Genomic DNA, 21,780 nt, shown 5'->3' on the forward strand with positions numbered 1-21,780 from the left:
CATGACTGAGAACACCACCGGCGGCGACGTCCGACTCACCGGGATCAGCAAGACCTACGGCTCCTTCACCGCCGTCCACCCGCTCGACCTCACCGTCCCGCAGGGCTCCTTCTTCGCCCTGCTCGGCGCCTCCGGCTGCGGCAAGACCACCACCCTGCGCATGATCGCCGGCCTGGAGGACCCCTCCGCCGGCAGCGTCTTCCTCGGCGACCGGGACGTCACCGACCTGCCGCCCTACAAGCGCCCGGTCAACACCGTCTTCCAGTCCTACGCGCTCTTCCCGCACATGGACATCTCCGAGAACATCGCCTTCGGTCTGCGCCGGCGCGGCATCAAGTCGGTGAAGAAGCAGGTCGACGAGATGCTGGAGCTCGTCCAGCTCGGCGACAAGGCGAAGCACAAGCCGCACCAGCTCTCCGGCGGCCAGCAGCAGCGCGTCGCCGTCGCCCGCGCCCTCATCAACCACCCGCAGGTGCTCCTCCTCGACGAGCCGCTCGGCGCCCTCGACCTCAAGCTGCGCCGCCAGATGCAGCTGGAGCTCAAGCGGATCCAGACCGAGGTCGGCATCACCTTCGTGCACGTCACCCACGACCAGGAGGAGGCCATGACCATGGCCGACCAGGTCGCGGTGATGAACGGCGGCCGGGTCGAGCAGCTCGGCGCCCCCGCCGACCTGTACGAGAACCCGCGCACCACCTTCGTCGCCAACTTCCTCGGCACCTCCAACCTCATCGAGGCCGAGGTCGTCGAGACCGGTTCCGACGTCGTCGTCACCGCCGGCGGCGGCAAGCTCGAGGTCCCCGGCGACCGCTGTACGGACGCCGTCCGCCGGGGCGGCAAGCTCCTCGTCGGCGTCCGCCCGGAGAAGATCTCGCTCGCGCACGCCGACGACGCGGGCTCGATCGCCGACGGCCGCAACCGGGTCACCGGCCGGATCGTCGACTCCTCCTTCATCGGCGTCTCCACCCAGTACGTGGTGAACTCGCCGGCGGGTGCGGAGCTCCAGGTGTACGAGCAGAACATCGAACGCGACGCCCGGCTGGTCCCGGGTGCCGAGGTCGTCCTGCACTGGAACCCGGCCCACACCTTCGGGCTCGACGCGGACCAGTCCCTGCTCGCCGGGACAGTGGGCGCCGCGGGCGTGGAGACGGTGGAGGACGCCTCGTGAGCACCACCCTGACCAAGGAGGCGCCGGGACCGGTCGAGGAACCGGTTCTGCGCAAGCCTCCGGCCCGCAAGCGGCTCGTCCCCTACTGGCTGCTGCTCCCCGGCATCCTCTGGCTGGTCGTCTTCTTCGCGCTGCCGCTGGTCTACCAGGCCTCCACCTCGGTGCAGACCGGCTCCCTCGAAGAGGGCTTCCAGGTCACCTGGCACTTCCGGACGTACGTCGACGCCTTCGCCGAGTACTGGCCGCAGCTGCTGCGCTCGCTGCTGTACGCGGGCACCGCGACCGTGCTCTGCCTGCTGCTGGGCTACCCGCTCGCGTACCTCATCGCCTTCAAGGCCGGCCGCTGGCGCAACCTGCTGCTCGTCCTGGTGATCGCGCCCTTCTTCACCAGCTTCCTCATCCGGACCCTGGCCTGGAAGACGATCCTCGCCGACGACAGCCTCGTCGTGGACGCGCTGGGCGCGCTACACGTCCTCGACGTGACCAGCTGGCTCGGCTTCACCGAGGGCGAGCGGGTCCTCGCCACCCCGATGGCGGTCGTCTGCGGCCTCACGTACAACTTCCTGCCGTTCATGATCCTGCCGCTCTACACCTCCCTGGAGCGGATCGACGGCCGGCTGCACGAGGCCGCGCAGGACCTCTACGCCTCCCCGGCGACCACCTTCCGCAAGGTGACCTTCCCGCTGTCGATGCCCGGCGTCGTCTCCGGCACCCTGCTCACCTTCATCCCGGCGAGCGGCGACTACGTCAACGCCGAACTCCTCGGCTCCACCGACACCAAGATGATCGGCAACGTCATCCAGTCGCAGTTCCTCCGCGTCCTCGACTACCCGACGGCCGCCGCCCTGTCCTTCATCCTCATGGCGATCGTGCTGTTCATGGTCACCGTCTACATCCGCAAGGCCGGAACGGAGGACCTCGTCTGATGACCTGGCTGCGCAAGAACCTCGTCGTCATCGCGGGCCTGCTGACGCTCGCGTACATGATCCTGCCGAACGTCGTGGTCATGGCGTTCTCGTTCAACAAGCCGAACGGGCGCTTCAACTACTCCTGGCAGCAGTTCTCCCTCGACGCCTGGAAGGACCCCTGCGGCGTCGCCGACCTGTGCGAGTCGCTCACGCTCTCGCTCCAGCTCGCCGCCTGGGCCACCGTCGGCGCCGTCGTCCTCGGCACCATGATCGCCTTCGCGCTCGTCCGCTACCGCTTCCGGGCGCGCGGCGCGATCAACTCGCTGATCTTCCTGCCGATGGCGATGCCCGAGGTCGTCATGGCCGCCTCGCTGCTCACCCTCTTCCTCAACATGGGGATCGAGCTGGGCTTCTGGACGGTCCTCATCGCCCACATCATGTTCTGTCTGTCGTTCGTCGTGACGGCGGTCAAGGCCCGGGTCATGTCCATGGACCCGCGCCTGGAGGAGGCCGCGCGCGACCTCTACGCGGGGCCCGCGCAGACCTTCCTGCGGGTCACCCTGCCGATCGCCGCGCCCGGCATCGCCGCCGGCGCGCTGCTCGCCTTCGCGCTCTCGTTCGACGACTTCATCATCACCAACTTCAACGCGGGCTCCACCGTGACCTTCCCCATGTTCGTCTGGGGCTCGGCACAGCGAGGAACCCCCGTTCAGATCAACGTGATCGGCACCGCGATGTTCGTCCTCGCGGTACTGATCGTCGTGGCCGGGCAGATCATCACGAACCGGCGCAAGAAAACAGCAACAGCCTGAGCGAAGGCCGTCTCAGGCACCGAAGGAGTTGGAAACCATGGCCCCAGTCGCCATGCGTCTCGCTGCACAATCTCTCTCCGACGCCCAGCCCGTCCCCTTCTGGCTGGAAGACCCCGGCAAGCCCGGCGCCCTGCCCGCCCTCACCGGCACCGAGAAGTGCGATCTCCTCGTCGTCGGCGGCGGATACAGCGGACTGTGGACCGCGCTCCTCGCCAAGGAGCGCGATCCCTCCCAGGACGTCGTGCTGATCGAAGGCCGCGAGGTGGGCTGGGCCGCCTCGGGCCGCAACGGCGGCTTCTGCGCCGCCTCCCTCACCCACGGCTTCGGCAACGGCCTGGCCCGCTGGCCGGGCGAGCTGCCGAAGCTGGAGCGGCTCGGCGCGGCCAACCTCGACGCCATCGAGGAGGCCGTCACCCGTTACGCGCTGGACTGCGAGTTCGAGCGCACCGGCGAGATCGACGTGGCCACCGAGGCGTACCAGGTGGAGGAGCTCCACGAGTGGTACGAGGAGGCCGAACGGCTCGGCCTCGCCGACGGCCTCACCCTCCTCGACCAGGACGCCGTCCGGGCCGAGGTGAACTCGCCGACCTTCCGCGGCGGCCTGTGGGACCGCGACGGCGTCGCCATGCTCCACCCGGCGAAGCTCGCCTGGGGCCTCAAGCGGGCCTGCCTCGACCTCGGCGTGCGGATCTTCGAGAACACCCCGGGCCTCGACCTGGTGGCGGCCGGCGCCGGCATGGCCGTCCGCACCCCGTACGGCCGGGTCGCCGCCCGCCGGGTCGCCCTCGGCACCAACGTCTTCCCGTCGCTGGTCAAGCGGCTGCGCCACTACACCGTCCCGGTGTACGACTACGCGCTGGTCACCGAGCCGCTGAGCGAGGAGCAGCTCGCCGCCGTCGGCTGGAAGGGCCGGCAGGGCCTCGGCGACTCCGCCAACCAGTTCCACTACTTCCGGATCACGGCCGACAACCGGATCCTGTGGGGCGGTTACGACGCCGTCTACCGCTTCGGCGGCAAGGTGCAGGCGGAGATGGACCACCGCCCGGAGACGTACCTCAAGCTGGCCGAGCACTTCTTCACCTGCTTCCCGCAGCTGGAGGGCCTCCGCTTCAGCCACGCCTGGGGCGGCGCGATCGACACCTGCTCGCGCTTCTCGGCCTTCTTCGGCACCGCCCACCAGGGGAAGGTGGCGTACGCGGCGGGTTACACCGGCCTCGGCGTCGGCGCCACCCGCTTCGGCGCCGAGGTGATGCTGGACCTGCTCTCCGGGCAGCGCACCGAGCGCACCTCGCTGGACATGGTCCGCTCCAAGCCGCTGCCGTTCCCGCCGGAGCCGATCGCCTGGGCCGGCATCGGAATCACCAAGTGGTCGCTGGCCCGCGCGGACGCCAACGGCGGCCGGCGGAACCTCTGGCTGAAGGCGATGGACAAGCTGGGCCTCGGCTTCGACAGCTGACCCCCCTCCCCGTGAGGTGTGATGCAGGTCACACCTCACGGGAGGGGAAACCCGCGTAAGAGCCGGGACCCCCCGCGCTCTCTCCGAGTGGACGCGCACCTCCGCGCGTCCCCACGGAGAGGAGTTCGCACGATGACATCTACGGGGGCCCCCGGCGTCAAGGCCGCGGTGGAGTGGCTGGCCGCGGTCGCACCGGATCCCGAAGCCTGCCGGTGGGAGTGGGAGCGCAACCCGCACGGGATCGCCCTGCTGCCCGCCGGCCGGCGCTGGGACGTCCTGATCCTGCCGGGCGCGCTCGGCCGTGCCACCCTCTCCGTCCTGACCAGGCTCGTCGACCGCCCCGGACCCGTCCTCGCGGACTTCGGCGACGCCCGGATCGGCTTCTTCGTCCCGCCCGGCACCACCGCCCGCTGGCTCGGCACCGGGGTGCGCGGCGCCGGCCCCGGCACCTGGATCGTCGTCCCGTACCCGGGGCGCCTCACCGGCGCCGCGCGCTGGCTGGTCGCGCCCGACGGGCTCGGCACCCTCACCGACGCCCCGCTGCTCGAACTGGCCATGCACGAGGCGGCGGGCGCGCTCGCGCAGGAGGAGCCGCGCGGGGGCGGCGCCTCCTGACCCCATCCCCGTGCGCGCCCCCGTTCCCACGCCCTCCCCCGTGCAGAGGTCTTGACCACTCGATTGGTCTGGACCATGCTGTGGCGCGCTCCACTCCGATCCCCCACCCCCGGAGGCAGTCGTGGACCGCACCAGACCCCTCACCCTGCTCCTGGCGGGCGCGCTCGCCATGGGCGGGCTCGCCGCCCTCTCCCCGGCCGCCCGGGCCGCCGATTCCGAACTCGCCCGCAACGGCGGCTTCGAGGCCGGCCTGGACGGCTGGAGCTGCACGGCCGGCAGCGGCGCCGTCGTCTCCTCACCCGTGCACGGCGGGACGAAGGCCCTCCAGGCCACCCCCGCCGGCAGCGACAACGCCAAGTGCGCGCAGACCATCACGGTGAAGCCCAACTCGGCCTACACTCTCAGCGGCTGGGTCCGCGGCAGCTACGTGTACCTCGGCGTCACCGGCACCGGCACCGGCACCACCGACGGTCACGCCTGGACCCAGTCGGCCCCGGACTGGCAGAAGCTCAGCAAGACCTTCACCACCGGTGCCACCACCACCTCGGTCACCGTCTACACCCACGGCTGGTACGGCACCCCCGCCTACCAGGCCGACGACCTCTCCCTGTACGGCCCCGGCGGCGCCCCGGTGGAGACACCCGCCACCCCCACGGGCCTCACCGCCGGCAGCCCGACGTCCACCTCGGTGCCGCTCAGCTGGCCCGCCGTCGCGGGAGCCACCTCGTACCGGATCTACCGCGGCGGCGCCGCCGTCGGCACGGCCACCGGCACCTCCTACACCGCCACCGGCCTCACCCCGAGCACCGCGTACAGCTTCCAGGTCTCCGCCGTGAACAGCGCCGGCGAGTCCGCCCGGTCCGCGGCCGTCACCGCCACCACGACCTCCGGCGGCGGCGGCGGAGGCGGCGAACTGCCCGCCCGCGCCCTCGTCGGCTACCTCCACGCCAGCTTCGCCAACGGCTCCGGCTACACCCGCATGGCCGACGTGCCCGACTCCTGGGACGTCATCAACCTCGCCTTCGGCGAACCGACCTCGGTCACCTCCGGCGACATCCGCTTCAACCTCTGCCCGGCGACGGAGTGCCCCACCGTGGAGTCCCCCGCGGACTTCAAGGCGGCGATCAAGGCCAAGCAGGCCGCCGGCAAGAAGGTCCTCATCTCCATCGGCGGCCAGAACGGCCAGGTCCAGCTCGCCACCACCGCCGCCCGCGACGCCTTCGTCTCCTCCGTCTCGAAGATCATCGACGAGTACGGACTCGACGGCCTCGACATCGACTTCGAGGGCCACTCGCTCTCGCTCCAGAACGGCGACACCGACTTCCGCAACCCGACGTCGCCGGTGATCGTCAACCTGATCCAGGCGGTCAAGACCCTCAAGGCCAAGTACGGCGCGAAGTTCGTCCTCACCATGGCCCCGGAGACCTTCTTCGTCCAGCTCGGCCACCAGTTCTACGGCTCCGGCCCCTGGGGCGGCCAGGACCCGCGCGCCGGCGCCTACCTCCCGGTCATCCACGCCCTGCGCGACGACCTCACCCTGCTGCACGTCCAGGACTACAACTCGGGCCCCATCATGGGCCTGGACAACCAGTACCACTCCATGGGCGGCGCCGACTTCCACATCGCCATGACCGACATGCTGCTCGCCGGCTTCCCGGTCGCCGGCAACAGCGAGCGCTTCTTCCCGGGGCTCCGCCCCGAGCAGGTCGCCATCGGCCTCCCGGCCTCCACCCAGGCGGGCAACGGCCACACCAGCCCCGCCGAGGTGAACAAGGCCCTGGACTGCCTCACGAAGAAGCAGAACTGCGGCACCTACCAGACCCACGGCACCTGGTCGTCGCTGCGCGGCCTGATGACCTGGTCGATCAACTGGGACCGCTTCAACCAGTGGGAGTTCAGCCGGAACTTCGACGCGTACAAGTGGAGCTGATCCCGAGGATCAGGAAACCGAGGCAGCCACTGGCCACCACGTCCAGCGGCCAGTGGAAGCCCCGCAGGACAAGGCCCGCCCCCGTCACCGCCGTCAGCGCGGCGGCGACGGGGACGAGCCGTCGCGAGACCAGCCAGGCGGCGCCGACGTACGCCACCATGGCCGTCGCCGTGTGACCGGACGGGTAGTAGCCGTGGGCCCAGGGTTCGAGGGGTCCGGGCCGGGCCGTCCACTCCTTCAGCGGTACGACCAGGAGCGGCACGGCGGCCATGGCGAGACCGGCGAAGAGGGCCTGCCGCCGGCGGCCGCGGAAGAAGGCGTACGCCATCGCGGAGGCGAGCACGGGCAGGGCGACCGTCAGATTGCCGAGGTCGGAGGCGAGTTCGCTCAGCCACCGGGGGACGGTGTCCACGAGGGAACGGGACACCCGCTCGTCGAGCCTGGCCAAGGGGCCGTGGACGAGCACCTGCCAGGTCACGACGGCGAGGGCGACGAGCGCCGAGAAGAGAGCCGGCCGCCCTGGAACAGGGGGGGTGGTTCCGGGGCGGCCGGGAGGACCGGGCTGCCGCGCGCCCCGGGGGGTGTGGGGCGGGCGGCCGTCCGATCGGTGAGGAGTCCCGGAGCACGAGGCTCCGGTGGCGTGCGCTTCGGCACGGTCCGGGCGGGGCTGGGGATGCTCCGCCCCGGGGGTTTCTCTCATCTGGGGACGACCGTACGGCACGCGACGGGGGGCCGACAGCGGGAAACGCGTCCCGCCATCGGCCCCCCACAGAGTCTTCACTCTTTGCGCCGAAGCGTCCGTCAGAGGGCGGCGAGCGCCGCCTCGATGACGTCCAGACCCTCGTTGAGCAGGTCCTCGCCGATGACCAGCGGCGGCAGGAAGCGCAGCACGTTGCCGTAGGTGCCGCAGGTGAGGACGAGGACGCCCTCGTTGTGGCAGTACTTGGCGAGCGCGGCGGCGGCCTCGGCGGCCGGCTCCTTCGTCTCCGGGTCCTTGACGAGCTCGATGGCGATCATGGCGCCGCGGCCGCGGATGTCGCCGATGACCGGGAACTTCTCCTGCATCGCGGTGAGGCGGGCCTTCATGACCTCCTCGATGCGCTTGGCCTTCCCGTTGAGGTCCAGCTCCTTCATCGTCTCGATGGCGCCGAGCGCACCGGCGCAGGCCACCGGGTTGCCGCCGTAGGTGCCGCCGAGGCCGCCGCCGTGGACGGAGTCCATGATCTCGGCGCGGCCGGTGACGGCGGCGAGCGGCAGACCGCCCGCGATGCCCTTGGCGGTGGTGATGAGGTCCGGGACGATGCCCTCGTCCTCGCAGGCGAACCACTGGCCGGTGCGGCAGAAGCCGGCCTGGATCTCGTCGGCGACGAAGACGATGCCGTTGTCGTTGGCGAACTTCACGATCGCCGGCAGGAAGCCCTTGGCCGGCTCGATGAAGCCGCCCTCGCCGAGGACCGGCTCGATGACGATCGCGGCGACGTTGTCGGCGCCGATCTGCTTGACGATGTTGTCGATCGCCTGGGCGGCGGCCTCCGGACCGGCGTTCTCGGCACCCGTGGGCCAGCGGTAGCCGTAGGCCACCGGCACGCGGTACACCTCGGGCGCGAACGGACCGAAGCCCTGCTTGTACGGCATGTTCTTCGCCGTCATGCCCATGGTGAGGTTCGTACGGCCGTGGTAGCCGTGGTCGAAGACGACGACGGCCTGGCGCTTGGTGTACGAACGGGCGATCTTGACGGCGTTCTCGACGGCCTCGGCGCCCGAGTTGAACAGCGCGGACTTCTTGGCGTGGTCGCCCGGGGTCAGCTCGGCCAGCGCCTCGCAGACCTCGACGTAGCCCTCGTACGGCGTCACCATGAAACAGGTGTGGGTGAAGTCCTGCAGCTGCGCGGTGGCGCGGCGCACGACGGCCTCGGCGGAGGCGCCCACGGACGTCACGGCGATGCCGGACCCGAAGTCGATCAGCAGGTTGCCGTCGACGTCCTCGATGATCCCGCCGCCCGCGCGCTTGGTGAACACGGGCAGCGTGGAGCCCACGCCCCCGGCGACGGTGTCCAGCCGGCGAGCCTGAAGCTCCTGCGACTTCGGACCGGGAATGGCGGTGACGACGCGCCGCTCCTGCGGGACAGCGTTCATGCGGGGCTCCTGGGGTGTTCTGGACGCTCTTGCGGGTTTCCTCCGCAGGCTAGGCGCGGGGGAGGGCTCCAGGCATGCGCCGATCGGGAGTGTTGGAGGCGTGTCGTTGGACGGGATGGACAGGCCGTCCTGATGGCCGTCTTTCGACGCCCCGGTGCCGGAGCCGCCCCCGAAACCCTCCCGGGAAGCCCCTGGCCCACTAGATTGACGCTGGCACAGACGCGGCGACCTGGCTGGTCAGGGGGCAGGGGTTCATGGAGACCGACGGCACGTACGAGTCACGCGACACGAGGGGGGCGGCGGTCCCGCGCCCGGCGGCTCCGCCGGTGCCTCCGCCGCCCGCCCACGCGCCCTCCGCCGTCCCTCCCCGGCCGGCCGGGGCCCCGGGGCCCCGCAGCGTCATCGCCGAATGGATGGACGCGCCCCGCCCCGAGGCCGCCCCGGGCATCTGGCGCTTCCGCCATGTGCCGCAGGCCTCGCCCCGCGAGCGGAGCCGGCTCGCTCCCGTCACCCTGGCCGGGCTCCTCATCCCCGTCGCCATCGCCCTGATCCTGTGGTCCGTCTGGCGCCGCGGAGGGGTTCCCTACCTGTGGGTCCCGCTCCAGGTCCTCACCCCCGAGGACTGGTGGTACGCCGGTACCACCACGGCCCGCGACTGGCATGGCGTCGAGGCGCACATCGTGTACAGCGGGGTCGTCTTCGGCGCGATCGTCTTCGCCGTCGCCCGGCTCGGAGCCTGGGGCACCGTCGTACGCCATCTGCTGGAGCCGTACGGGCCGCCCGCCCGGGCGGCGCTGACGGCCGGCGCCGGGATCGTGACCCTCACCTTCGTCTGGCCCGAATGGTTTCCCTTCGTCGGCTGGGACCCGCTGCCCATCGCCTCCCCCTTCTTCTCCCTCCTCGCGCTCCTCGGCGGCGGCTACGACATCATCACGACCGTCCCGGTCTACCTCCTCACCCTGCTCATCACCGTCGGCGTGCTCTGGCCCTTCGCCCGCGTCGGCGACTGGAGCGGGGTCCTCCGGGCCTGGCGTGCCTCCCGCCGCCCCGCCGCCCCCGCCCCCGGCGCCCCCGCCCCTCCCTCCACCTGGCCCGGCCCCCGGGAGGCCGGGCAGTGGCAGGTGGCCGATCTGCTGGCGGCGGAGGTGCTGGCCGGGCGGATGAACGAGGTGGACGTCGCGCGGATCCGGCGCCAGTGGGAGAAGAACCGGGACGACGCCCGCGGACTCGCGGGATTCGTCGACACCGTCATGCGGCAGGGGGCGGCCGCCTGGGCACACCCCTCCGGCGACCGCGACCTGCCGCGCCGGACCGCCGCCCACGACCTGATGCTCGGCCAGGTGCGCATCGGGCGGGCCGTGGCCGCCGAGCGGAACCCGGCCGCCTACCGCGGCGCGGGCGTCGCGCTCGACCCCGCCGCACTCGGCACCTCCCTGCTCGTCGTGGGACCGACCGCCGGCGCCCCCGCCGGGGGCCTCGTCGTCGCCGCCGCCGAGGCCCTCGCCCTCCAGGCGCTCACCGGCACGTGCGCCGTCGTCGCCGTGGGCGGCCCCACCACCCCGTACGGGCCGGACGGCGCGTACGACGTGGTGGTCCGGCTCGGCGACCCCGGTTCCCCCTATGACCTGGACCTCTACGGCGGGCTCACCGAACCGGACGAGGCCGCCGCCCTGCTCGCGGAAGGCCTCGCCGGCGACGTCGAGTCGCTCGACCAGCGCCGCGCCGTCACCGTCCTCGCCCAGCTCCTCGGCCCCTACCGGACCGTCCATGGGACCTTCCCCACGGTCCCGGTCCTGCGCGAGCTCCTGGAAGCGGGTCCCGGACAGCTCACCGTCCTGCGCGACCGGCTGCCCGCCGAGGCCGCCGCCATGCGGCGCGAACTGGAGGGCCGCATCCGGCAGGCGGGCGGTCCCGCCGACCCCGGCCCGCTCCTCGCCGACCGGCTCGCCCTCCTCGACCGTCCCGCCTTCGCGGACTTCTTCGGCGCCGGCACGGGCGCGGCGCAGCCCTTCGCGCTGAACGCCGTCGCCCACCATCCGCTGCGGGTCCGCGTCGAACTGCCCGAGCACGGTCACGAGGAGGCCTCCCGGCTGCTCGCGCGTCTCGTCCTCGCCCAGTTCTTGGCCGCCGCCCGCGCCACGAAGCGCCGCAGCCACTTCGCCGGCCTCGTCCTGGACGACGCCACCGGAGCGCTCACGGGCGGCACCGTCCGCGCCCTCCAGCGGTTGCGCACCCACGACGCCGGCGTCGTCCTCGGCCTGCGGACCCTCGGCGACGTGCCGGAGCCACTGCACGGGCCGCTGCTCGCGGCCGTCGGCTGCCGGGCCGCCCTCGCGGGCGTCACCACCTGGGACGGCCGGGGCTTCGCGGAGGCGTGGGGCACCGAATGGGTGGAGACCGAGGAGGTCGCCCACCACACCGTCTTCGCCGACCAGCCCATGACCCGGGCCCTGCACGCCCTGCGCAAGCGGGTCACCGGCAAGGCCGTCACGACCGACGCCGTCACCCTGAAGAGGGTCGAGCGCGAACGCTGGTCCGCCTCCGAGCTCGCGCACTCCCTGCCGCCCGGTCACGCCGTCGTCTCGCTGACCGGCGTCGACGGGGCGAGCACGCCCCCCCTCCTCGTCGACCTCCGCGCCTGAACCCGGCCCCGCGCGGCGGGCCGGGGGGCCTGGCACAATCGGGTGGGCCGCGCTCCCCAGCGGCGTTCCCCCGCCGGGTGCGGTTCTCGCGCTCCGGCCTCCGCTCGTAAGGTCCGCCGGTTCCCGATGCCGCCCACCCTCGCCTCGCTCGTCCACAACTCCGCGCTCCGGCTCCTGGCCCGGGCGGGTGAGGACCGTCTCGACACGCCCGTCCGGTGGGCGCACGTCAGCGAGCTGGCCGATCCCGTGCCGTACATGGAGGGCGGCGAGCTGCTGCTCACCACCGGCCTGACGCTCGACGCCGAGGACCCGGAGGCGATGCGGCGGTACGTGCGCCGGCTGCTCGGCGCGGGCGTCGTGGGGCTCGGGTTCGCCGTGGGGGTGAACTACGAGGAGATCCCGGGCGCGCTGCTCGACGCCGCCCGGGCCGAGCACCTGCCGCTCCTCGAGGTGCCGCGCCGCACTCCCTTCCTCGCCATCAGCAAGGCCGTCTCCGCGGCCATCGCCGCCGACCAGTACCGGGCCGTGACCGCCGGCTTCGAGGCGCAGCGCGAGCTCACCCGGGCCGCCCTCGCCGAGGGCCCGGACGCGGTCGTCGCCCGGCTCGCCGCGCACGTCGACGGCTGGGCCGCGCTCTACGACACCGCCGGGACGGTCGTCGCCGTCTCGCCCGAGTGGGCGGCCCGTCGCGCCGCCCGGCTGACCCCGGACGTCGAGCGGCTGCGCGAACGCCCCGCCCCCGCCAGCGCCGTCGTCGGCGGCACGGACGACCGGGTGGAGCTGCAGTCCCTGGGGACCGGGCGCCGGGTCCGCGGCGCCCTCGCGGTCGGCACCGCCGCCCCCCTGGGCACCGCCGAGCGGTACGCCGTCCATTCCGCGATCGCCCTGCTCACCCTCACCACCGAACGCTCCCGTTCCCTCCAGGCCGCCGAGCACCGCCTCGGCGCCGCCGTGCTGCGCCTGATGCTCGCCGGTCAGCCGGACCACGCCCGCACCGTCGCCGGCGACGTCTACGGCGGCCTCCTCGACGCCCCCTTCCGGATCCTCGTCGCCGAACCCGGCTCCGCCGGCGAGTCGCCCGAGCCCCCGCTCCCGGTGCTCGCCGAGGCCCTGGAGGCCGCCGCCGCCCGGGCCGGCGAGGCCGTGCTCACGGTGCCCGAGGGCGAGGAGCGGCTCCTCGTCCTCGCCGGCGACGGCGGTGCGGTCGTCGCCGCCTGCGCCGGATACGCCGCACGCGAGGCCGAGGACGCCGGCGTCGTCATCGGCCTCTCCGCCCCCGCCGGCCCCGGCACCGCGGCCGCCGCGTGCCGGCAGGCCGAACAGGCCCTGTCGGTGGCCCGCCGCCGCGGCCGCGCCCTCGTCGAGCACGAGGACCTGGCGGCCGGCTCGGTCCTGCCGCTCCTCGCCGACGACGCCGTACGCGCCTTCGCCGACGGCATGCTGCGGGCGCTGCGCGAGCACGACGCCACCGGCCGCGGCGACCTGGTCGCCAGCCTGCGGGCCTGGCTCTCCCGGCACGGGCAGTGGGACGCCGCCGCCGCCGACCTCGGGGTGCACCGGCACACCCTGCGCTACCGGATGCGGCGCGTCGAGGAGATCCTCGGGCGCTCGCTGGACGACCCGGACGTGCGCATGGAGCTGTGGCTGGCCCTCAAGGCGACGGGGGAGGAGGGGCAGTAGCCCCGGGCTTCCCGCGGATCCGCCCGCGCCTGCCCGGTCGCGGGCAGAATTCCTGGTCGGAAGCGGGGCGATTCCCTAATCTCCTGCTCATGACAAGCCCTGCCGTCGCTCCCGACCCCGCTTCCGCTCCCCCCGCCGCCGGCGGCCCCACGCCCCTCCCCGACACCGCCGCCCCCGCCCCCGCCCGCCGCATCGGCGGGGCCGTCTGGGCCGCCCTCGCCATCGTGTACGTCGTCTGGGGCTCCACCTACCTCGGCATACGCTTCGTCGTCGAGACCATCCCGCCCTTCCTCGCCTCCGGCTCCCGCTTCATCGTCGCCGGGCTCCTCCTCGCCGCGCTCGTCGCCTGGCGCCACGGCCCCGCCGCCCTCAAGGTGGACCGGCGCCGGCTCGGCTCCGCCGCCCTCGTCGGCCTCCTCCTGATCCTCGGCGGCAACGGGCTCGTCAACCTCGCCGAGACCACCGTCCCCTCCGGCCTCGCCGCCCTCCTCATCGCCGCCGTCCCCGTCTTCGTCGTCCTGCTGCGCACCGCCGCGGGCGAGCGCCCCGGGCTCGGCGCTTACGGCGGCGTGCTGATCGGCCTCGGCGGCCTCGCCGTCCTCACCGTCCCCGGGCTCAGCGGCGAGGTCGGCATCGGCGGCGTGCTGCTCGTCCTCCTCGCCGCCCTGCTCTGGTCGGCCGGCACCGTCTCCTCCGCGCGCCTCCCGATGCCCGCCAACCCCTTCACCGCCAGCGTGTACGAGATGCTGGCCGGCGGCGTCGGCGGCGTCGTCGTGGGCCTGCTCCGGGGCGAGCACCGCGGCTTCGACCCGGGCGAGGTCGCCACCGGTTCCTGGGTGGCCCTCGGCTACCTGATCGTCTTCGGCTCGCTGATCGCCTTCACCGCGTACGCCTGGCTGATCCAGTCCGCCCCCGTCTCGCTCGCCGCCACCTACGCCTACGTCAATCCGGTCGTCGCCGTGCTGCTCGGCACGCTGATCCTCGGCGAGGCCCTGACCTGGCCGATCCTCCTCGGCGGCGCGATCGTCGTGGCCGCCGTCTGCCTGATCGTCTCCACCGAACGGAGGAGATGACGGGTCCAGGCCGCCCCGGCCCTAACCTGATCCCTCGTATCCAGTGGACGTGAGCACGGCGACAGGGGTGGGATCCGGATGGCCACGGCGACGAAGGCGGCCGGCAGAGCGGGCGGCGACGGCGGGAAGAAGGGGAAGGCGGGCGGCGGCGGGAAGAACGGGACGGCGAACGGCGGCACGCGGAACGGCGGCACGCCCGGCCCCGCCTCGCGGGCGGTCCGGTACGCCGTCGTCGGCGGCCTCCTCCTCGCCGTCCTCGCCGGCATCACCGTCGGCATCCTCGCCGACCAGGGCCACCTCCCCGGCGACTCCCTGCGCGAGGTCTGGAACACCCCGGACGACGACAACCGCCCCTCGGACTCCGGCAACGCCTCCTGGGCCTCCGGCGACACCGTCGCCGCCGCCCGCGCCGACGGCGTCACCGGCTACGACGCCCGCACCGGCGCCCGGCGCTGGCGCCACGAGCCTGACCACGGCGCCGCCCTCTGCTCCGTCAGCCGCACCGCCGCAGGCGACGTCGTCCTGATCGCCCAGGGCACCCCCGACCTCCCGGGCGGAGCGGAGGGAGGAGAGGGCTGCACCACCGTCACCGCCCTCGACCTCCGGCACGGACGCGAGCTGTGGCGCACCACCCGCGTCGCGGCCACCGACGAGATCCAGGACGAGCGGGACCTCGTCGCCGTCGGCGGCGGCCTCGCCGTCGTCCGCGACGAGGACCCCGACTGGCCGTACTCCTGGGCCGGCGAGCGCCCCGGCTCCGTCCGCCCGGACCGCGCCCTGCGCGCCCTCGACCTGCGCACCGGCAAGCCCCGCTGGACCGCCCGGATACCGAAGGGGTGCGTGCCGTACCGCGCCGCCGCCGCCGAGCGCCAGGTCCTCGCGCTCCTCGTCTGCGACCGCGACGACATCCGGCTGGCCGCCTTCGACCCGGCGAACGGCACGCACCGCTGGACCACCGAGCTCGACGAGCGGCGGCGCGTCCAGCCGATCGCCAACGCCTCGGAGTTCCTCTCCGCCGACCCGGTGGTGGTGCGCGTCGACAGCCTCGACGAGAGCGGCTCCGACTCGTTCCTCTCCTTCTCCGCCGACGGGCGCCCCCAGGGCCGTATCGCCTCCGGAGGGATCAACGACGACTTCGAGGGCGACCGGCCGGCCGTGGCGAAGGTCGCCTACGGGCGCCTGTACCTCATCGGGTCCGTCTTCCAGGACACCGTCAGCGCCTTCGACCTGCGCAGCGGCCGGCGGCTGTGGCGGGCCCGGCTGGAGAGCGGCGAGGACGCCCTCGGCCTGGGGATCGCCGGGGGCCGGGTCACCGTGCCGGTCGACCTCTACGGCTCCTCCGCCGAGGACGGGCTGGTGGTCCTCGACGCCGACACCGGCGACGAGCGCGACCTGCGCACCTTCCCCGACTCGGTCGCCTCCTCCACCGGCGACCTCCAGGACGTCCTCCCCGGCCCCGAGGGGCGACTGATCCTCGCCAGGACCGAGGGGTACGTCCGGCCCTTCACCGCGTACGAGGAGCGCTGACGGCACCGGCCCTCCTCGCGTACGAGGAGCGCTGACGGCACCGGCCCTCCTCGCGCACGCGGAGCGCCGACGGCACCGCCCCGTACCGCCTCTTCGGCCGAAGCGGACAGACCGACGGGTCCACCACTCCACCACGGACAAACGTCACCCGCGCGTCCCGGCCCTAACGTGGGGACCAGAGCAACCGCTCGCACCCCGAAACGGAAAGGGCCGGGACACGCAATGACGACCACCCACGCCTTCTGGGTCGCCGGCCGCGAGGCCACCGGCGACACCACCTTCGACGTCACGAACTCGTACGACGGACGTCTGGTCGGCAAGGTCGCCGTGCCCACCGAGGCCCAGGTCGAGGAGGCCGTCGCCGCCGCCCACGCGGTCGTCGACGAGTTCGCCGCCACCCCGGCGCACGTCCGCGCCGCCGCCCTCGACCACGTGTCGAAGCGGCTCGCCGAGCGCACCGAGGAGATCGCCCAGGTCATCTCCGCCGAGAACGGCAAGCCCATCAAGTGGGCCCGCGGCGAGGTCGGCCGCGCCGTCTCCGTCTTCCGTTTCGCCGCCGAGGAGGCCCGCCGCTGGAACGCCGGCGAGGCCCAGCGCCTGGACACCGAGGCCGGCGGCGCGGGCCGCCTCGCCCTCACCCGCCGCGTGCCCAAGGGCGTCGTCCTCGGCATCGCGCCCTTCAACTTCCCGCTGAACCTCAGCGCCCACAAGGTCGCCCCTGCCATCGCCGTCGGCGCCCCGATCATCCTCAAGCCGGCCCCGGCCACCCCGATCTCCTCCCTCATCCTGGGCGAGATCCTGGCCGAGACCGACCTGCCGGCCGGCTCCTGGTCGATCCTCACCGTGCCGAACGACCGGATGCCCGCCCTCGTCCAGGACGAGCGCCTCCCGGTCATCTCCTTCACCGGCTCGGACAAGGTCGGCTACGCCATCCAGGCGTCCGTGCCGCACAAGCACTGCACCCTGGAGCTCGGCGGCAACGCCGCCGCCGTCGTCCTCGCCGACTGGTCCTCCGAGGCCGACCTGGACTGGGCCGCGACCCGCATCGCGACCTTCTCCAACTACCAGGGCGGCCAGTCCTGCATCTCCGTGCAGCGCGTGATCGCCGACGCCTCCGTCTACGACCGCCTGCTCCCGAAGATCGTCGCGGCCGTCGAGGCCCAGGTCACCGGCGACCCGGCGGACGACGCCACCGACGTCGGCCCGCTCGTCGACGAGGCCGCCGCCCTCCGCGTCGAGTCCTGGGTCGACGAGGCCGTCGCCGCCGGTGCCAAGCTCCTCGCCGGCGGCAAGCGCGAGGGCGCCACCTACGCCCCGACCGTCCTCACCGAGCTCCCGGTGGACGTCACCCTGGCCCGCGCCGAGGTCTTCGGCCCGGTCCTCACGGTCGCCAAGGTCGACGGCGAGGCCGAGGCCTTCGCCGCCGTCAACGACTCGGACTTCGGCCTCCAGGCCGGCGTCTTCACCCACGACCTGCAGACCGCCTTCCGCGCCCACCGCGCCCTGGAGGTCGGCGGCGTGATCGTCGGCGACGTCCCCTCGTACCGCGCCGACCAGATGCCGTACGGCGGCGCCAAGCGCTCCGGCACCGGCCGCGAGGGCGTCGCGTACGCCATGGACGACTACACCTACGAGCGCGTCCTCGTCCTGACGGGCCTCGCCCTGTAAGGCGCGCACCACGAGACCAGGCGGTCCGAGCCCACTGTGCGGGGGCTCGGGCCGCCTCTCGTGCGTGCCCCGGGGATGGCCGTACGCCTCCGAGCCCGGCCGCCGCGGCCGTACGCCCCGATCCCGCCGCCCCGCCCGTACGCCTCCGATCCCGCCGCCCCGCCCGTACCCCTCCCTCCCGGCCGCGCCCGTCCACGGAGCGGACCGCGCCGACGGGTGCCCCGCCCCGCGCGGCAGGATGACCGGCGTGACCGTCATCGACATCCCCGGCTCCAAGTCCGTCACCGCCCGCGCGCTCTTCCTCGCCGCCGCGGCGGAGGGCACCACCACCCTCCTGCGCCCACTCGTCTCCGACGACACCGAGGGCTTCGCCGAGGGGCTCCGCGCCCTCGGCTACACCGTGCGGCAGGAGCCCGGCGCCTGGCACGTCGAGGGCCGCCCCACCGGGCCCGGGACCGCCGACGCCGACGTGTACTGCCGCGACGGCGCCACCACCGCGCGTTTCCTGCCCACCCTCGCCGCCGCCGGCCACGGCACCTTCCGCTTCGACGCCTCCGCGCAGATGCGCCGCCGCCCGCTCGGCCCGCTCTCCACCGCCCTGCGCGAGCTCGGCGTGGACCTGCGGCACGGCGGGAAGGACGGCCACCACCCGCTCGCCGTGCACGCCGCCGGCGTCAAGGGCGGCGCGCTCACCCTCGACGCCGGCCAGTCCTCCCAGTACCTGACGGCCCTGCTGATGCTCGGCCCGCTCACCGCCGAGGGCCTCGCGATCACCGTCACCGACCTGGTCTCGGAGCCGTACGTCGAGATCACCCTCGCGATGATGCGCGCCTTCGGCGCCGAGATCACCCGGGAGGACGACGAGCGGGGCCGCACCTACCGGGTCGCCCCCACCGGCTACCGCGCCCGCACCTACGGCATCGAGCCCGACGCCTCCACCGCGAGCTACTTCTTCGCCGCGGCCGCCCTCCGGCCCGGCCGCGAGGTCACCGTCCCGGGCCTCGGCACCGGCGCCCTCCAGGGCGACCTCGCCTTCGTCGACGTGCTGCGCCGCATGGGCGCCGACGTCGAGGTGACCGCCGACTCCACCACCGTCCGCTCCACCGGCACCCTGCGCGGACTCACCGTCAACATGCGGGACGTCTCCGACACCATGCCGACCCTCGCCGCGATCGCCCCCTTCGCCGACGGGCCGGTCCGCATCGAGGACGTCGCCAACACCCGCGTCAAGGAGTGCGACCGGCTCGACGCCTGCGCCGAGAACCTCCGCCGCCTCGGCGTCACCGTGGCCACCGGCCCCGACTGGATCGAGATCCTGCCCGGCACCCCCACGGGGCCGGCCGAGATCGCCACCCACGGCGACCACCGGATCGTCATGTCCTTCGCCGTCACCGCCCTGCGCACCCCCGGCATCACCTTCGACGACCCCGGCTGCGTGAAGAAGACCTTCCCGGACTTCCACCGGGTCTTCGGCGCGTTCGGCGCGTTCCCCGGGACCGCGTGAAGAGCCCACCGCGTTTGGGGCAAGAATGGGGGGCATGAGCGACCGCCCCTCTCCTCTCGCCGACCCGCACCTCGCCTTCGATCCCTCCGAAGGCCGCCGGGACGTCGTCGTCCTCGGCTCGACGGGATCCATCGGCACCCAGGCCATCGACCTGGTGCTGCGCCACCCCGACCGCTTCCGGGTCACCGCCCTGGCCGCCTCCGGCGGCCGGGTCGGGCTGCTCGCCGAGCAGGCGCACCGGCTCCGGGTCGCCCAGGTCGCCGTCGCCAGGGAGGAGACCGTCGAGGAGCTGCGCACGGCCCTGAAGGCGCTGTACGGCTCCGAGCCGCTGCCCGAGATCCTGGCCGGCCCGGACGCCGCCACCGAGCTCGCCGCCTCCCCGTGCCACACCGTGCTCAACGGCATCACCGGCTCCATCGGTCTCGCGCCGACGCTCGCCGCCCTGGAGGCGGGCCGCACCCTCGCCCTCGCCAACAAGGAGTCGCTGATCGTCGGCGGTCCTCTGGTGAAGGCGCTCGCGAAGCCCGGCCAGATCATCCCGGTCGACTCCGAGCACGCCGCGCTCTTCCAGGCGCTCGCCGCCGGCACCCGCGCCGACGTCCGCAAGCTGGTCGTCACCGCCTCCGGCGGCCCCTTCCGCGGCCGCACCCGGGCGGAACTGGAGCACGTGACCCGCGAGGACGCGCTGGCCCACCCGACCTGGGCGATGGGCCCGGTCATCACGGTCAACAGCGCGACCCTGGTCAACAAGGGCCTGGAGGTCATCGAGGCGCACCTCCTCTACGACATCCCCTTCGACCGCATCGAGGTCGTCGTCCACCCCCAGTCGTACGTGCACTCCATGGTCGAGTTCACCGACGGCTCCACCCTCGCCCAGGCCACCCCGCCGGACATGCGCGGCCCCATCGCCATCGGCATCGGCTGGCCCGAGCGGGTCCCCGACGCGGCCCCCGCCTTCGACTGGACCAAGGCCTCCACCTGGGAGTTCTTCCCGCTCGACGACGAGGCCTTCCCGTCGGTGAACCTCGCCCGGCACGTCGGCGAGCTCGGCGGCACCGCCCCCGCCGTCTTCAACGCCGCCAACGAGGAGTGCGTCGAGGCGTTCCTCGCCGGCCGGCTCCCCTTCAACGGCATCATGGACACCGTCACGGCGGTCGTCACCGAACACGGTCGGCCCACCGGGGGAACCTCCCTGACGGTGCCGGACGTCCTGGAAGCGGAGACCTGGGCCCGGGCCCGGGCCCGAGAGCTCGCAGCGAAGGCAACCGCGGAGGCACGCGCATGACGGAAGCGCTCCTGTACGTCCTGGGCATCGTCCTGTTCGCCCTGGGACTGCTCGTCTCCATCGCCTGGCACGAGCTCGGCCACCTCTCCACGGCCAAGCTCTTCGGCATCCGCGTGCCCCAGTACATGGTCGGCTTCGGCCCCACCCTCTGGTCGAAGAAGCGCGGCGAGACCGAGTACGGCATCAAGGCCATCCCGGCCGGCGGCTACATCCGCATGATCGGCATGTTCCCGCCCGGCGAGGACGGCAAGATCGAGGCCCGCTCCACCTCGCCCTGGCGCTCCATGATCGAGGACGCCCGCGAGGCCTCCTACGAGGAGCTCCGGCCCGGCGACGAGACCCGGCTCTTCTACACGCGCAAGCCGTGGAAGCGCGTGATCGTCATGTTCGCCGGACCGTTCATGAACCTGGTCCTCGCCCTCGGCCTCTTCTACGGCTCCCTGATGACCCTCGGCATCGAGACCCAGACCACCAAGGTCGCCGGCGTCCAGAAATGCGTCATCAAGCAGAGCGCGAACCGCGACACCTGCGCGGCGGGCGACGCCGCCTCCCCGGCGTTCGAGGCGGGCCTGCGGGAGGGCGACACCATCGTCGCCTTCAACGGCACCCCCGTCTCCGACTGGGACACCCTCTCCGACCGCATCCGGGACACCATCGGCCCCGCCACGATCACCGTCGAGCGGGCCGGGCAGCGCCTCGACCTGCACCCGACCCTGGTCTCCAACGAGGTCCTGAAGAAGGACGAGGACGGCCAGATCGTCCGGCCCGTCGCCTACGTCCCCGCCGGCTACCTCGGCTTCCAGGCGAGCAGCGAGGTCGCGCCGCTCTCCTTCGTCGAGACCACCGAGCGCATGGGCGACCTCCTGGAGAACGGCGTCCAGTCGGTCATCGCCCTCCCCGGCAAGATCCCCGGCCTGTGGGACGCCACCTTCGGCGACGGCGAGCGCGCCGAGGACTCCCCGGTCGGCGTCGTCGGCGCCGCCCGCATCACCGGCGAGCTCATGACCGTGGACGCCCCGCCGGAGCGGATCCTCGTCATGTTCATGAACCTGCTGGTGTACTTCAACGTCTCGCTGTTCCTGTTCAACATGCTCCCGCTGCTGCCGCTCGACGGCGGCCACATCGCGGGCGCCCTGTGGGAGTCGGTCCGCCGGCACACCGCCCGCCTCTTCAAGCGCGCCGACCCCGGCCCGTTCGACGTGGCCAAGCTGATGCCCGCCGCCTACGTGGTCGCCGGCGTCTTCGTCTGTTTCACGCTGCTCGTCCTCGCCGCCGACCTCGTCAACCCGGTGAAGCTGACGTAGCCCTCAGGGGGCCGGGCACCGCCGTGTCCGGCCCCCCGCCCCCGGGGCGGTAACCTCGGAAGCCCGAGCCCG

Annotated in this window: 16 protein-coding genes; 14 read left to right on the forward strand and 2 right to left on the reverse strand. The window is 73.3% G+C overall.

Annotated elements, in window-relative coordinates; genetic code table 11:
* The first annotated feature begins 1 nt into the window (after position 1).
* From IE245_RS21050 to IE245_RS21075, 6 genes are all read left to right on the forward strand, one after another.
* On the forward strand, positions 2-1,168 hold the full coding sequence (locus IE245_RS21050) for an ABC transporter ATP-binding protein (RefSeq protein ID WP_189949858.1): 1,167 nt from the start codon (positions 2-4) through the stop codon (positions 1,166-1,168).
* Entirely contained in the window at positions 1,165-2,094 is a 930-nt protein-coding gene (locus IE245_RS21055; protein ID WP_189949860.1) for an ABC transporter permease, read from the forward strand. Before IE245_RS21050 ends, IE245_RS21055 begins: the two co-directional genes overlap by 4 nt.
* Positions 2,094-2,888, forward strand: a complete 795-nt coding sequence (locus IE245_RS21060; protein ID WP_189949862.1) for an ABC transporter permease — start codon at positions 2,094-2,096, stop codon at positions 2,886-2,888. The genes IE245_RS21055 and IE245_RS21060 overlap by 1 nt, the downstream gene beginning before the upstream one ends.
* A 37-nt stretch (positions 2,889-2,925) precedes the next feature.
* Positions 2,926-4,344 carry an NAD(P)/FAD-dependent oxidoreductase gene (locus IE245_RS21065; RefSeq protein WP_189949863.1) on the forward strand — a complete coding sequence of 473 codons (1,419 nt, stop codon included), beginning with the start codon at positions 2,926-2,928 and terminating at the stop codon, positions 4,342-4,344.
* Between the two features lie 132 nt (positions 4,345-4,476).
* Complete coding sequence (locus tag IE245_RS21070; RefSeq protein ID WP_189949865.1) at positions 4,477-4,959, forward strand: bifunctional DNA primase/polymerase; 483 nt, start codon at positions 4,477-4,479, stop codon at positions 4,957-4,959.
* A gap of 169 nt (positions 4,960-5,128) precedes the next feature.
* Positions 5,129-6,889, forward strand: coding sequence for a chitinase (locus IE245_RS21075; RefSeq protein WP_189949980.1), 1,761 nt, complete (start codon positions 5,129-5,131; stop codon positions 6,887-6,889).
* Here IE245_RS21075 and IE245_RS21080 read toward each other — a convergent pair.
* Positions 6,855-7,367, reverse strand: a complete 513-nt coding sequence (locus IE245_RS21080; RefSeq protein ID WP_373305363.1) for a phosphatase PAP2 family protein — start codon at positions 7,365-7,367, stop codon at positions 6,855-6,857. The genes IE245_RS21075 and IE245_RS21080 overlap by 35 nt on opposite strands.
* 323 nt (positions 7,368-7,690) lie before the next feature.
* Entirely contained in the window at positions 7,691-9,025 is a 1,335-nt protein-coding gene (gabT, locus tag IE245_RS21085) for a 4-aminobutyrate--2-oxoglutarate transaminase (protein ID WP_189949869.1), read from the reverse strand.
* A gap of 413 nt (positions 9,026-9,438) precedes the next feature.
* On the opposite strand from gabT, the gene IE245_RS21090 reads away from it, so the two are divergent.
* From IE245_RS21090 to IE245_RS21125, 8 genes are all read left to right on the forward strand, one after another.
* Positions 9,439-11,667 (forward strand): ATP/GTP-binding protein, encoded by a 2,229-nt coding sequence (locus tag IE245_RS21090; RefSeq protein ID WP_308436623.1) that lies wholly within the window; start codon positions 9,439-9,441, stop codon positions 11,665-11,667.
* Between the two features lie 126 nt (positions 11,668-11,793).
* Positions 11,794-13,347: a PucR family transcriptional regulator gene (locus IE245_RS21095; RefSeq protein ID WP_189949873.1), complete on the forward strand. Its 1,554-nt coding sequence runs from the start codon at positions 11,794-11,796 to the stop codon at positions 13,345-13,347.
* Between the two features lie 89 nt (positions 13,348-13,436).
* A complete protein-coding gene (locus IE245_RS21100; protein ID WP_189949875.1) occupies positions 13,437-14,420 on the forward strand; it encodes an EamA family transporter in 984 nt (327 codons plus the stop codon).
* Between the two features lie 78 nt (positions 14,421-14,498).
* Positions 14,499-15,947, forward strand: coding sequence for an outer membrane protein assembly factor BamB family protein (locus tag IE245_RS21105; protein ID WP_189949877.1), 1,449 nt, complete (start codon positions 14,499-14,501; stop codon positions 15,945-15,947).
* Between the two features lie 222 nt (positions 15,948-16,169).
* Positions 16,170-17,615 (forward strand): aldehyde dehydrogenase family protein, encoded by a 1,446-nt coding sequence (locus IE245_RS21110; protein ID WP_189949879.1) that lies wholly within the window; start codon positions 16,170-16,172, stop codon positions 17,613-17,615.
* 247 nt (positions 17,616-17,862) lie between these two features.
* Positions 17,863-19,119 carry a 3-phosphoshikimate 1-carboxyvinyltransferase gene (gene aroA, locus IE245_RS21115; protein ID WP_189949881.1) on the forward strand — a complete coding sequence of 419 codons (1,257 nt, stop codon included), beginning with the start codon at positions 17,863-17,865 and terminating at the stop codon, positions 19,117-19,119.
* Between the two features lie 34 nt (positions 19,120-19,153).
* Positions 19,154-20,404: a 1-deoxy-D-xylulose-5-phosphate reductoisomerase gene (gene dxr / locus IE245_RS21120; protein ID WP_189949884.1), complete on the forward strand. Its 1,251-nt coding sequence runs from the start codon at positions 19,154-19,156 to the stop codon at positions 20,402-20,404.
* Positions 20,401-21,708: a M50 family metallopeptidase gene (locus IE245_RS21125; RefSeq protein ID WP_189949886.1), complete on the forward strand. Its 1,308-nt coding sequence runs from the start codon at positions 20,401-20,403 to the stop codon at positions 21,706-21,708. The genes dxr and IE245_RS21125 overlap by 4 nt, the downstream gene beginning before the upstream one ends.
* Positions 21,709-21,780 lie beyond the last annotated feature (72 nt).

Source organism: Streptomyces roseolus (assembly GCF_014649855.1).
GTDB lineage: Bacteria > Actinomycetota > Actinomycetes > Streptomycetales > Streptomycetaceae > Streptomyces > Streptomyces roseolus.

Coding starts and splice junctions, on each gene's coding strand:
- IE245_RS21065 (WP_189949863.1), top strand. CDS start 2,926: ATGGCCCCAGTCGCCATGCGTCTCGCTGCACAATCTCTCTCCGACGCC.
- IE245_RS21075 (WP_189949980.1), top strand. CDS start 5,129: ATGGGCGGGCTCGCCGCCCTCTCCCCGGCCGCCCGGGCCGCCGATTCC.
- IE245_RS21050 (WP_189949858.1), top strand. CDS start 2: ATGACTGAGAACACCACCGGCGGCGACGTCCGACTCACCGGGATCAGC.
- gabT (WP_189949869.1), bottom strand. CDS start 9,025: ATGAACGCTGTCCCGCAGGAGCGGCGCGTCGTCACCGCCATTCCCGGT.
- IE245_RS21090 (WP_308436623.1), top strand. CDS start 9,439: ATGGACGCGCCCCGCCCCGAGGCCGCCCCGGGCATCTGGCGCTTCCGC.
- IE245_RS21095 (WP_189949873.1), top strand. CDS start 11,794: ATGCCGCCCACCCTCGCCTCGCTCGTCCACAACTCCGCGCTCCGGCTC.
- IE245_RS21125 (WP_189949886.1), top strand. CDS start 20,401: ATGACGGAAGCGCTCCTGTACGTCCTGGGCATCGTCCTGTTCGCCCTG.
- IE245_RS21105 (WP_189949877.1), top strand. CDS start 14,499: ATGGCCACGGCGACGAAGGCGGCCGGCAGAGCGGGCGGCGACGGCGGG.
- dxr (WP_189949884.1), top strand. CDS start 19,154: ATGAGCGACCGCCCCTCTCCTCTCGCCGACCCGCACCTCGCCTTCGAT.
- IE245_RS21100 (WP_189949875.1), top strand. CDS start 13,437: ATGACAAGCCCTGCCGTCGCTCCCGACCCCGCTTCCGCTCCCCCCGCC.
- IE245_RS21060 (WP_189949862.1), top strand. CDS start 2,094: ATGACCTGGCTGCGCAAGAACCTCGTCGTCATCGCGGGCCTGCTGACG.
- IE245_RS21110 (WP_189949879.1), top strand. CDS start 16,170: ATGACGACCACCCACGCCTTCTGGGTCGCCGGCCGCGAGGCCACCGGC.
- IE245_RS21070 (WP_189949865.1), top strand. CDS start 4,477: ATGACATCTACGGGGGCCCCCGGCGTCAAGGCCGCGGTGGAGTGGCTG.